Raw genomic sequence first — 12,438 nt, 5'->3', positions numbered from 1 at the left:
ATATGAGAACTTTGGGAAATATTCTGTGGTTTATATTTGGAGGCATGTTCGGCGGACTTGCATGGATTTTTGCAGGATGCATCTGGTGTATTACGATTGTTGGAATTCCGTTTGGACGGCAGTTTTTCAAGATGGCAAGGCTTTCGTTTATGCCATTTGGCACGAGTGTAATTGGATAAAAGGTGTATGGAAAAAGATCGGGTTACCGGTCTTTTTCTATGCATATCATGAGGCGGCCATTCCTTTGATGCAAATAGAAACATGATAAAAGTATTGCGCAGCAGAATAAAGTATGATACCATAAATTTACAGAAAAAATAAAGAAACGATAGAATATTCAGTATTAATTAAAAAATCAGGAAACAGAAGGGGGGAAGTTTATGAAGATAAGACAGACAATCTTTTTATTACCTTTGTTTTTGCTGGCGGGCTGCGCATCTGCAGGAGGATCACAGAGCAGAGATCTGGATTTAAAGGAACTCTGTACAGAGGAGCAGGTTTTCCAGTATGCGGATTTTGAATGGGGAACGGATTCGGAACAGCTTTTCAAACAGAGCTTCCTGAAGTTTGATGAAAAAGATCTGGGACAGGGTGATGAGAGCAGCACAAAGACATACGAGAGCAAAGAAAAATTTTCCCTGGAAAATGCAGAATCTAACATGGATCTGGAATTTTCGGACGGTCAGCTGAGTCAGGTTTCCTTTACTTTTGACATCGAACAGGATGCCAATACATGGATTCAGAAAGAAGTAGACGAACTGAATTCTTTATACGGCGGAGGAATTGCAACTGGACTCGGAAATCAGATTTATCAGTGGCAGGGGGAGCAGGATACGGTTCTGCAGCTGACGGCTTTTACGGAAGGGGATGAAAGCGCAACCGTTATCTTAAGCGTGGCATCGATGGAATACTCGATTGGATCATAAAATTGACAGATACGAGCGCATCAGACGGCAATGTCTGGTGCGCCTGCTTTTTTGTGAAAAAACTTTCCAAAGCTTTTAAAAGCCAGAAAGATAGAATGACAAAAGTGTCACAGATGTGATATAGTAGTAGAATAATGTGAAAAAGAGAAGGATTTGACAAAAGAGATGGAGTTAGGAAATTTTCAGAAATCAGTAGATTCAGATGAAATCAAAACAATGGCATTTGAAATCATCGGAGAACCGGTAAAAGCAGTTTCCCGCATCTGCGAGCAGTGGGGCGAGGCGGAAGATGAAGTGCGGGAGTACGATGTGTATGTGATCGAGACAGATGCAGGAAAATATACACTGAAGAAAACCGGCAGCAAAGAAGCGCAGATTTATGCGCAGTATCTGTCAAAAGGAGAGTTTCACGTACCGCAGTATGTCGGTATGCGGCAGGCAGAGGATGCGGACTGGATCTGCATGAAGTATGTAGAAGGAAACGACATGCGGGATATGACGGACGAGACAACAGAAAAAGCGGCAGAAACCTTAAGTAAAATTCAGTCGTATTTCTGGACACCGTCGATGGACAAAGCGCCGGAAAATGAAGTGGAGCAGAGATTTGTCGAATACTGGAAACGCGTTCTGCGCCGAGCATCGTCCGTAGCGGATGATCCAATTCTGCGGAAAGCGTATCAGATGTTCCTGGACCGCCAGCTGACCTGTCCATGTACGATGTCAAACGGTGATTTCCTGCAGTGGAATGTGATCTATGACGGCGAAAATGTTGTCATGATTGACTGGGGATTTGGTGGAATGATGCCGTATTCTCTGGACATTGCAAGATTCCTGGCACATGCGACCGAGACACGGAGTACTTTCCCGTTCTACATGAACAATGCACAGAAAGAGCTGTTTCTGGATCGGATGTATGAAGCGTTAAAGACAAAGATTTCACGCGAACAGTTCAATCTGGATGTGAAGCTGGCCACGCTGAATGAGTATATCGAGTTTGTGGAAGCAGAAGAGGACGAAGACGGCTGGTATCTGGAGCATGCACAGGCGCTGGCAGAGGAACTTCTCAATTTGTAAAAAAACGGATTGCATTTATCTGTAAGTTGTCCTATAATAGGGAACAGAAAATAAAAAGAAAGAGCACCATTGGTGTAAAGGTGAGGGAATGTTTCTGCGATAATCGACTTTAAGAAAAACACAAAGAACGGACAGCCTGGAAAACAGGCCTGTTTTTCGTGTACGCTTAAAGACGAGAATCGCTGAATCATTTCCCTTTTTTATGAGAATAGAACAGGGATATTTTTTTGCGGGTCTGTTTTGCGTACGCAGGACAGGCTCGTTTTGCGTAAAAAAGCAGAAAAGAGGCTGCCGGAGCAAAGGGGGCTTCTGTATGATGCAGATAAAAAAATTAACACTGACACATAAAAAAGATCTGCGGGTGATTCTCGAAGATTTTCAGCTTGTACTGAATGACGGTGATAAGGCCGTTATCATTGGAGAGGAGGGAAACGGAAAATCGACGCTGCTGAAGTGGATGTACGATCCCGCACTGACGGAAGATTACATCGAATCCACAGGCGAGCGCATCATCGGAAAGGAGCGGCTTGGATATCTGCCGCAGGAACTTCCGGAGGCGGAGAAAACGAAGACGGTGTATGAGTATTTCTATGAAAAAGAAAAGTTCTGGGATCAGACACCGAAGGATCTGGCGGTGCTGGCAAGAAAATTTGGTCTGACGGAAGAATTTTTCTACCGGGATCAGCAGATGAGTGAGCTTTCCGGCGGCGAGAAGGTGAAAGCGCAGATGATGCGTCTTCTCATGGAGGATGCCACGGTCCTTCTGCTGGATGAGCCGTCAAATGATATTGATCTTGCGACACTGGAACTTCTGGAGAAACTGATCCGCGAATGGGAGCATATTGTTGTTTTCATTTCGCACGATGAAACGCTGATTGAAAACACGGCAAATATGGTCATTCATATTGAACAGATTGTGCGGAAGACAAAATCGAGATACACGGTTGCGAAACTTCCCTATCGGACGTATGTAGAGGAGCGCCTGCAGAATTTCGGGCGCCAGGAACAGAAGGCGCAGAGTGACAGGAGAGAGAAAGCGCTGCGCGATGAGAAATACCGAAAGGTATACCAGAGCGTGCAGAACGCCTTGAGCAACTGTTCCCGTCAGGCACCGTCCGTGGCGAAAAATCTGAGGACAAAATGCATACCGTAAAGGCGATGAACCGCAGATTTGAAAAAGAAGATGCCCGCATGACAGAAATGCCGGAGCAGGAGGAAGCGATTTACTTCCAGCTTGGAGGAGCAGAGGCAGCCATGCCGGCCGGGAAAACGGTCATCGAATATCAGCTTCCGAAACTGGAAACGCCGGATGGAGAGCGGGTTTTGGCGGAAAATATCACCTTAAAGATAAGAGGACCGGAAAAAATATGCATTGTCGGCCCGAACGGGGCAGGTAAAACGACACTGCTGAAAAAGATTGCAGCAGAGCTGAAAGAACGGGAGGATCTCCGCGTAGATTATATGCCGCAGAATTATGAGGATCAGCTGGATCTTTCCATGACGCCGGTCGATTTTCTGGATTCCACCGGGGAGAAGAGTGAGAGGACGAAGATTCGGACGTATCTCGGATCGCTGAAGTACACGGCAGACGAGATGGATCACCCCATCCGCGAACTGTCCGGCGGCCAGAAGGCAAAAGTATTGCTTCTGAAAATGAGCCTTGGCAATGCCAATGTGCTGATTCTGGATGAACCAACCCGAAACTTTTCACCCTTATCGGGACCGGTCATAAGAAAAATGCTCCGCGAATTTCCAGGCGCCATCATCAGCATTTCGCATGACAGGAAGTATATCGGAGAGGTGTGCGGGAAGGAGTATCTGCTGGAAAAAGACGGACTCAGACTGATCAGAGAAGAAAAATAAAAATATTCGATAACGAAAAATACGACGGTGGCTGGCCGTCGTATTTTTCCGTAGAGAGATTATGTTTGTCTTAAGAGAAGGTTTCGCAGCAGATTCTGTTCCGGTGAAGTCGGGAAAAATGTTGATTTTATATTGAATTAAGTCGGGAAAAATGTTAAATTAGGGTAAGAATAACACAGGAAAAATGTGAAATAATAAAAAAGAGAAATGGAGGAAGATCAGCATGCGTCGATTTGCAATGGATAAACTATTAGACTGGAAGAAAAAAAGTAACAGAAAACCACTGATTTTAATGGGAGCCCGGCAGGTTGGTAAAACGTGGTTAATGAAAGAATTTGGTAAGACATATTATGAAAAAACCGCCTACATTTCTTTTTACAATAATCAGAGAATGCAGGCGGTTTTCGATACGGATTTCGATATAAAACGTATTATTATGAACCTCAATATTGAATCAGGTGTAGCGATTACCCCAGAGAATACATTGATTGTTCTGGATGAAATTCAAAATGCACCGAAAGCGTTGGAATCTTTGAAATATTTTTGCGAAGAAGCACCGGAATATCATGTAATAGCAGCAGGTTCACTTCTTGGCGTGGCGCTTCATGAGGGAATATCCTATCCGGTGGGAAAAGTAGATTTACTGGATTTATATCCATTCAATTTTAGAGAATTCCTGTGCGCTATGGACGAAGAAGGGCTGGAAAGTGCATTGGAAACAAAGGATTACAATTTAATTGACAATTTTGCGGATAAATATTTGTTCTGGTTAAAAAATTATTATTATACAGGAGGCATGCCAGCAGTTGTGGATGCATTTCGGCTGAACAAAGATTATGCAGAAGTACGACAGATACAGAGTGATATTGTACGGCAGTATGAGGGTGATTTTGGAAAGCATATTGAAGCAAAAGTTCTCCCAAGAATACGAATGGTATGGGATTCTATTCCGAGGCAGCTGGCGAAGGAGAATAAAAAATTTTTCTTTGGACAGATAAAGAAAGGAGCCAGAAGCAGCGAATTTGAAATAGCAATTCAGTGGCTTCTGGATTGTGGATTAGTATATAAAGTCAACCGGGTAAATGAGCCTCATATGCCGCTGAAGGCGTATAAAAATATGAATGCATATAAATTATTCGTACTGGATGTAGGACTGCTCGGAGCAATGAGTGAACTGCCAGCAGAATCCATATTGGAGGGTAACGATATTTTTGTTGAATTTAAAGGCGCGCTTACAGAACAGTACGTTCTGCAGCAGTTGATTTCAGATACCCCTTATACGCCATATTATTATGGAAATGAAAAAGCAACTTTCGAGCAGGATTTTCTGATTCAGAAGGCAAAGAGTATTGTGCCGATTGAAGTAAAGGCGGAACAGAACATTCGATCCCATAGTCTTAAAACATATTGCGAAAAATTCCAGCCGGAAGAAGCAGTTCGATTTTCAACATTGAAGTATAAAGAGCAGGAGCGGATGGTAAATATGCCATTATACGCTGTTTGCAACTTATAAATTAAAACAGCTATAAATCCCACGAAAGAAGGTGATCCCCATGCCATTTAAAATCATCCGAAACGACATCACAAAAGTTCATGCCGATGCGATCGTCAACACAGCCAACCCTTAGCCAATTTACGTGAAAACGTATCAGAGGGGCGGTTACTTTAATCAAAGCCAGACGTTCCACCCGTTTTACCAGCCGGAGAAGATCAAAAAGGAAGAACTGGACAAAATTCTCGAAGCCGACAGCATCGCTGATGACAGCACAATCCAGAATGCTTTTTACGATGCCCCGACAGTTGTCTATCTGTTTGCACCGTATACCTACCCAAACGACGCACAGGACTGCTGCGTTGCAAAATCATTTACGATCAGGCAGAATAAACCGAAAAATCCCGGGGAAATATGTGAACTTCCGGGGTTCATTTTGGATGGAAATATTCTTGCAATTTTACAGCGCAGTTATTATAATAAAGACAAGTTCTGCGGTAAACTCATTTTTCGCAGAAAACGCCAGAAGCGGAGGCTGACGTTCAAAAAACAAAAAAGGAGCGTAAGAGAAATGGCAAAAATTTTAATTAGCCTTCTAAATATTTACAGGGCGCAGGGGAAATGAAAAACATCGGAACATATGCGGCAAAATACGGAAAGAAAGCACTGGTTCTGATCAGCCAGGGAGGCTACAGACGGATCGGAGCAATGATCGAAGAAAGCTTTGCGGGAAGCGACTGCGACGTTGTTTTTGATTATTTCAACGGCGAGTGCTGTGAGAGTGAGATCAACCGTCTGGTTGCTATCGTGAAAGAAAAAGGCTGTGATCTGGTTATCGGTGTCGGCGGAGGCAAAATTTTTGATACCGCAAAAGCAGTTGCCTACTACGCAGAAACACCAGTATTCATCTGCCCGACCATTGCATCGACCGATGCACCGTGCAGCGCACTGTCTGTTGTATACACAGAAGAGGGTGTATTCGAGAGATACCTCTTCCTTCCGGCAAACCCGAACCTGGTTCTGATGGACACTGACATCATCGTAAAATCTCCAGTCCGCCTGACCGTAGCCGGAATGGGTGATGCACTTGCCACCTATTTTGAAGCAAGAGCCTGCCAGAGAAGCGGAGCTACTTCCTGCGCCGGTGGAAAAACAACCGAGGCAGCGATGGCACTCGCGAAACTCTGCTTTGACACTCTGATGGAAGAAGGTGTAAAAGCCAAAATCGCTCTTGAAGCCGGCGTATGCACCCCGGCAGTCGAGAAAGTCATCGAGGCCAACACCCTCCTTTCCGGAATCGGTTTTGAAAGCGCAGGCCTCGCAGGAGCCCACGCCATCCACAACGGCTTCACCGTACTCGAAGAGTGCCATCATATGTACCACGGTGAAAAAGTAGCCTTCGGAACCCTGACTCAGCTCGTCCTGGAAAACGTACCGCTCGATGAACTCGAAGACATCATCTTATGGTGCATCGAAGTCGGTCTCCCAGTCACCTTGGCTGAACTCGGTGCCGGAAACGTAACCGACGACCAGCTCATGGAAGTAGCCAAAACCGCATGCGCAGAGACCGACACCCTCCACAATATGCCATTCGAAGTAACCCCGGAGACCGTCTTCGCCGCCATTAAAGCAGCCGACGCCTACGGTAGATACTATCTCGACGAAGAAGAATAACCCGTATGAAAAAAGATCTCCTGCCAACCCAAGGAGATCTTTTTTCATACCCAAATTTAATCAATACAAAAAATAGAAGTTTCCAACTCCCTTCCTATATGTTAAAATAAACTCACCCCATTTCACAGAAAAAACATAAACCCATGTTAAAGTAAAATGGTAAAAATATCAAACATAAAAACACAACGAGATCAGGAAAAAGCACGAGCGGGCGGGCAGCCGGGCGTTTTCCGTCCGTCATATAAAGGAGACAAAACTCATGGAAAAATTAAAAATCCTAGTAGTAGACGACGAAAGCCGCATGCGCAAACTCGTCAAAGATTTCTTAGTAAAAGCCGGATACGACGTCATCGAAGCCGGTGACGGCGAACAGGCTGTAGACACCTTCTACGCCCAGAAAGACATCGCCCTCATCATCCTCGACGTCATGATGCCCAAAATGGACGGCTGGCAGGTCTGCCGCGAAATCCGCCAGAACTCCAAAGTCCCGATCATCATGCTCACCGCCAAAAGCGAAGAACGCGATGAACTCCTCGGCTTTGAGCTCGGCGTAGACGAATACATCTCAAAACCATTCTCCCCGAAAATCCTCGTCGCCCGCGTCGAAGCCATCCTGCGCCGCAGTGGCAAAACCGGCGAAGACGACGTATTAGAAGCCGGCGGCATCCGCATCGACAAAGCCGCCCACATGGCATCCATTGACGGAAAACCAATGGAGTTAAGCTATAAAGAATTCGAACTCCTCACCTACTTCCTCGAAAACCAGGGAATCGCCCTCTCCAGAGAAAAAATCCTGAACAACGTCTGGAACTACGACTACTACGGCGACGCACGCACCATCGACACCCACGTCAAAAAACTCCGCAGCAAAATGGGCGACAAAGGCGATTTAATCAAGACCATCTGGGGCATGGGCTATAAATTCGAGGCGGACGAATCATGAACGGAACAGAAAAACAAAATGAGACTTCCATGGAGATACCTGCAGAAGATTCCCGTGTGACAATGGGAAACCAGACGGAGAAAAAGCACCGGTTTCACTTGAAAATGCCACAAAAGGGAAGAAAACACTCCGTCAAAAAACGAATTGCCTACACTTTTATTGCGACCATGGCGGCTACCCTGCTTATCATCGGCCTGATCAATTACTTCTTTCTCGGGTCCTTTTATATCCGGGATAAAGAACACATTCTGGCAGAGAGCTTTCAGAAACTGAATGCGACAGGCGGAGACAGCGACAATATCCCTGATACCTTCGAGCAGTTCTGCGCTACCAACAACCTGAAAGTCATTATTACCGGACCGGAGCTCAGCAGCTTCGTCTATTCCAACGCAACCGACCGCCAGAGCCTCCAGACCCTGATCTTCGGCCTGATCAGCGGAAACGAGCAGGCAAATACCAAAGTCGTTGACAGCAAAGACAACTATCAGATCCAGAAATTCTACGACAGCCACGCCGATGCCGAGTATCTGCAGATCATCGGCTGGTTTGACAATGGAAACTGCTACTTTGCAAGATGCCCGCTGGAGAGCATCACGGATGCGGTCGGCCTTTCCAACCAGTTTTACCTCTTTATCGGCATTCCGATCATCATCATCGGTGCCATTGTGATCTGGATCATCACCCGCCAGATCGTCCGTCCGGTGCAGGAGCTGACCGAAATTTCGAAAAAAATGGCAGCCCTTGACTTCGATGCCCGTTACGTGAGCGGCGGAAAAGACGAGATCGGCGAGCTTGGAAACAACTTCAATGTCATGTCCGAACAGCTTGAGCAGGCGATTTCCGAGCTGAAAAGTGCGAACGTTGAGCTGCAGAAAGATATTGACAAAAAAACGCAGATTGATGAAATGCGCCGCGAGTTCCTCTCAAATGTTACACATGAGCTGAAAACCCCGATCGCTCTGATTCAGGGTTATGCGGAAGGCCTGAAAGACAACATTAACGACGATGAGGAAAGCCGCGAGTTCTACTGCGATGTCATCATCGACGAGGCGGCAAAGATGAACGAGATGGTCAAAAAACTCCTGAACCTGAACCAACTCGAGTTCGGTGAGGATCAGGTCAATATGGAACGGTTCGATCTGAACGCCGTGATTAAAGGCGTGCTGCAGTCCTCCGACATCCTGATCCGCCAGAAAGAGGCAAAAGTGCTCTTTACCGGCGGCGACCCGCTCTATGTCTGGGGCGATGAATTCAAGGTCGAGGAGGTTATCACCAACTATCTGACGAATGCCCTCAACCATCTGGACTACGACCACACGATTGAGATCAGCTGCAAAAAAGAAGGGAATGTCGTAAAAACAACCGTTTTCAATACCGGGGACCCGATCCCGGAGGAGGATCTCGACAAGGTATGGGTGAAATTCTTCAAGGTGGACAAAGCGAGAACAAGGGAATACGGCGGAAGCGGCATCGGCCTTTCCATCGTAAAAGCCATTATGGATTCCTTCCAGCAGCAGTGCGGCTGCCAGAATTACGACAACGGTGTGGCATTCTGGTTCACACTGGAGGCAGATGGAAAAACGGAAGAAGCATGATTGCAAAAAGCGTGCCAGAAAAAGGAAATACAGCCTTTTCCTGGTGCGCTTTTCTTGCATAAAGGAAAAAGATGGTGTAGAATAATAGCACAAACGGTCGAAAAGAGAGGGAGAGAAGAGATGGCGGATTCCAACAGTACAAAGAGTGCGCTTGCAGATGCAATGAAAAAATTGATGGTACGCAAGTCTTTTGCGAAAATCAGTATTTCAGATCTCTGCGAGGAATGCGGTCTGAACCGGAAAAGCTTTTATTATCATTTTAAAGATAAATACGATCTGGTAAACTGGATCTTTTATGTGGACTTTCTGACAAACATGGGCGGAAAGAACTTTGAGAATGAATGGGATGTGCTGGTGGCGGTCTGCAATATTTTCTATCAGAATAAAGCATTTTACCAGAGTGCCCTGAGGATCGAAGGGCAGAACAGTTTTAAGGATTACTTTTACGAGATGCTCGAGCCGGTCATGGCGTTTTTTGTACAGGATCTCTTTCAGGTACAGAATCAGAAACTGTTTGTAACGTTCTTTTGTGATGCCTTCCTGACCGCGGTTCTGCGCTGGTTTCCATGGAAAGCGAGCTGGAACCGGAAACGTTTGTCGAAGAACTGAAAGAAGTGATATACAGATCATCAGAAAAAATAGCAGCCAAAGCGGAACCAAAGAAATAAAATTCCGCTTTGGCTGTACTTTTATGCATCTGCGAGCAGTTCACGGTAAAATATATTCCGAAGAGACAACTCTTCAAAGGAAACGGTGGGCGTATCGAGTGTGCGGGCCATGTGATCCGGCAGAAGCAGCAGATACGCCGGATTGGCGGTGATAATCTGCTCAATTTTGCGGGAGTCTTCCTGCACTTCGATCGGGAAGAATGGCTGTATGGGGGTGAAGCGGTACTGTTGAACAACATCGGAAACAGCCCGGATACTTTCTTTTGAGCACGAATCATCTGCGACCAGAAAGAAAAAGACACTCTGTTCCATCTGGGAATACAGGTGGTCAAAAGAGAGCAGATAAGCGGCAGCATCTGCATCCTGATAGACTTTGTGCATACCGAACAGCGTTTTCTGACGGCGCAGGGCTTTTGCCATGGAAACCGTTGAGGGGGCATCAATTGGAAGAGAAACCATCAGGTTCGGGCAGGATAAAAGCAGTTTCTGCTGTTTTTCGGTAAGCGGCGTATCGGAAAGAAACCAAAGAAACGCGCATTCCGGATGCGACTGGATGACGGCAAGGTAGGATTCCATATCCTCATGATGATCCATGGAGCGGAGCTGATAAGAGTAGATGCCGTATGTCAGACCGGTTCTGACCACGGATGCAAAAAACGAGGAATCGTAAGTGTCCGGGATGCGGCTGTCGAGACGGAGCTTGACAACCCAGGGAACAGCAAAGGAAAGTTCTTTCTGCTTCTGGCGCAGAATCTGCGCACCGTAGGTAAAACTGTTGTAGCCGATGTTGATGCCGAACTGACGAAGCGCTTCCGGATCGTTGCTGCGCAGCAGAAAGTCGATTGCCTGATAATACGGGCTTTCATCGTTGCGCAGAAGATCCTGAAAAATGGCAAAAATCTGATTCTGAAAGCGGCCGCGGGAAAACTGGCGGCCAAGATCGCAGAGCTTGCGGACGCTGCGTTTCGGATCTGCGTCCATCTCCACCATCGCGCGTGCAACTGTTGTGTCGATCAGTGCGCGGGTGATGTCCTGTGAATTCATAATGTGTTCCTCCGATCAAGTAAAATAAGCTGTTTTTATCATAGCAAAAAGAACACGGTAAAAACAGGGACAAAGAACAGGAATTGTCTAAAAACTCCATTCCTTAAGGAAAATTTACCAGATCTTCAGAAGAAATTTCTTTTTCTTTTGTGGAAAAAGTGGTAAAATAAAGTTAGATGGTGCAAACTATCGATTCTGCCGCGCCAAAAACGCGGCGGAACCATCCGAAACAATTCCAGAAAAATAGGAAAAACGAAATGGTTTTCGAACATGGAAGATAAAAGGAGGCGTTTTGCATGAAATTTGATATGCACTGCCACACAAAAGAGGGTTCGATGGATGGAAAAGTCATGATTGAGGAGTACATCCGAACACTGAAACGAAAAGGATTTGGAGGAATGTTGGTATCCGACCACGATTCCTATGACGGATACCGCGAGTGGAAGAATGCCATCAAGGGAAGAGCACACCAGGATTTTGTGGTATTAAAAGGTGTTGAGTACGATACGTGCGACTGCGGCCACATTCTTGTGATTATGCCGTTCGGCGTAAAATTAAAAATTCTGGAGCTGCGCGGCCTGCCGGGATCGATCCTTGTCAAGATCGTCCATGCGTACGGCGGAATTTTAGGACCGGCGCATCCGTACGGCGAAAAATTTATGAGCATGATCAGCACGAATGAACGGAAGAAAAAGTATCAGCAGCGGATTGCCCAGCTTCTCCCGCAGTTCGATTTTGTTGAAATTTTCAATGCGTGTGAGAGCGCGGGGACGAACGCAAAAGCGAAACGGCTGGCGGAGAAATTCAATAAGCCCGGCTTTGGCGGAAGCGATGCGCACCGGCTGGACTGCATCGGAAAAGCGTATACCGAGCTGCCGGATACTATCAGAAGTGAGGATGATCTGATCGCCTACGTAAAAACGTGCCCGCAGATCGAATGCGGCGGCGAACATTACAACGGAACGACGAAAGACCGGATCGGCCGCCTGAACATGGTGCTTGTGGATTCGTTCTATTTCTACAACAAACTTGCAAATGGCTGGCGCTGGCGGAAGCGGAGACGTGAGCTGTTTGATATCATAGAGAAAAAACTCTGATGAATGCCTGGCAAAAAAGCGTGCCGGAAACGTTTCGTTCGGCACGCTTTTTCCTGCCCTGT

11 protein-coding genes and 1 pseudogene are annotated in these 12,438 nt (G+C 46.3%); 11 read left to right on the top strand and 1 reads right to left on the bottom strand.

Translation table 11 applies throughout. The features are described 5' to 3' along the window. Positions 1-2: 2 nt before the first annotated feature. The 10 genes and pseudogenes from DWZ60_RS12570 (at position 3) to DWZ60_RS12520 (ending at position 10,176) form a co-directional block, all read left to right on the top strand. On the top strand, positions 3-179 hold the full coding sequence (locus tag DWZ60_RS12570; RefSeq protein WP_082424435.1) for a YccF domain-containing protein: 177 nt from the start codon (positions 3-5) through the stop codon (positions 177-179). Between the two features lie 201 nt (positions 180-380). After that, positions 381-926: a hypothetical protein gene (locus DWZ60_RS12565; protein ID WP_117509083.1), complete on the top strand. Its 546-nt coding sequence runs from the start codon at positions 381-383 to the stop codon at positions 924-926. 165 nt (positions 927-1,091) lie between these two features. After that, positions 1,092-2,000, top strand: a complete 909-nt coding sequence (locus DWZ60_RS12560; RefSeq protein WP_147397750.1) for an aminoglycoside phosphotransferase family protein — start codon at positions 1,092-1,094, stop codon at positions 1,998-2,000. A gap of 313 nt (positions 2,001-2,313) precedes the next feature. Next, positions 2,314-3,153 carry an ATP-binding cassette domain-containing protein gene (locus DWZ60_RS20200; RefSeq protein ID WP_330422322.1) on the top strand — a complete coding sequence of 280 codons (840 nt, stop codon included), beginning with the start codon at positions 2,314-2,316 and terminating at the stop codon, positions 3,151-3,153. Continuing rightward, positions 3,141-3,863: an ATP-binding cassette domain-containing protein gene (locus DWZ60_RS20195; protein ID WP_330422321.1), complete on the top strand. Its 723-nt coding sequence runs from the start codon at positions 3,141-3,143 to the stop codon at positions 3,861-3,863. Before DWZ60_RS20200 ends, DWZ60_RS20195 begins: the two co-directional genes overlap by 13 nt. Positions 3,864-4,086: 223 nt before the next feature. After that, the gene (locus DWZ60_RS12550; RefSeq protein WP_118639913.1) at positions 4,087-5,376 is read left to right on the top strand and encodes an ATP-binding protein; all 1,290 of its coding nucleotides are present in this window, start codon (positions 4,087-4,089) and stop codon (positions 5,374-5,376) included. Between the two features lie 550 nt (positions 5,377-5,926). Further along, a pseudogene (locus DWZ60_RS12535) lies at positions 5,927-7,029 on the top strand (glycerol dehydrogenase). A gap of 259 nt (positions 7,030-7,288) precedes the next feature. Next, on the top strand, positions 7,289-7,972 hold the full coding sequence (locus tag DWZ60_RS12530; protein WP_117804030.1) for a response regulator transcription factor: 684 nt from the start codon (positions 7,289-7,291) through the stop codon (positions 7,970-7,972). Further along, complete coding sequence (locus DWZ60_RS12525; protein ID WP_243038320.1) at positions 7,969-9,567, top strand: sensor histidine kinase; 1,599 nt, start codon at positions 7,969-7,971, stop codon at positions 9,565-9,567. Before DWZ60_RS12530 ends, DWZ60_RS12525 begins: the two co-directional genes overlap by 4 nt. Before the next feature lie 120 nt (positions 9,568-9,687). Further along, the gene (locus DWZ60_RS12520) at positions 9,688-10,176 is read left to right on the top strand and encodes a TetR/AcrR family transcriptional regulator C-terminal domain-containing protein (protein ID WP_119221727.1); all 489 of its coding nucleotides are present in this window, start codon (positions 9,688-9,690) and stop codon (positions 10,174-10,176) included. 80 nt (positions 10,177-10,256) lie between these two features. Here DWZ60_RS12520 and DWZ60_RS12515 read toward each other — a convergent pair whose 3' ends face one another. Next, a complete protein-coding gene (locus DWZ60_RS12515) occupies positions 10,257-11,279 on the bottom strand; it encodes a hypothetical protein (RefSeq protein ID WP_117760382.1) in 1,023 nt (340 codons plus the stop codon). Positions 11,280-11,575: 296 nt separating this feature from the next. Between DWZ60_RS12515 and DWZ60_RS12510 the strand changes: the two genes are divergently transcribed. Beyond that, on the top strand, positions 11,576-12,376 hold the full coding sequence (locus DWZ60_RS12510) for a PHP-associated domain-containing protein (RefSeq protein ID WP_118697210.1): 801 nt from the start codon (positions 11,576-11,578) through the stop codon (positions 12,374-12,376). Positions 12,377-12,438 lie beyond the last annotated feature (62 nt).

The organism is Blautia sp. AF34-10 (assembly GCF_003477865.1).
Classification (GTDB): domain Bacteria; phylum Bacillota; class Clostridia; order Lachnospirales; family Lachnospiraceae; genus Fusicatenibacter; species Fusicatenibacter saccharivorans.
This window is presented reverse-complemented; position numbering and strand designations above follow the sequence as displayed.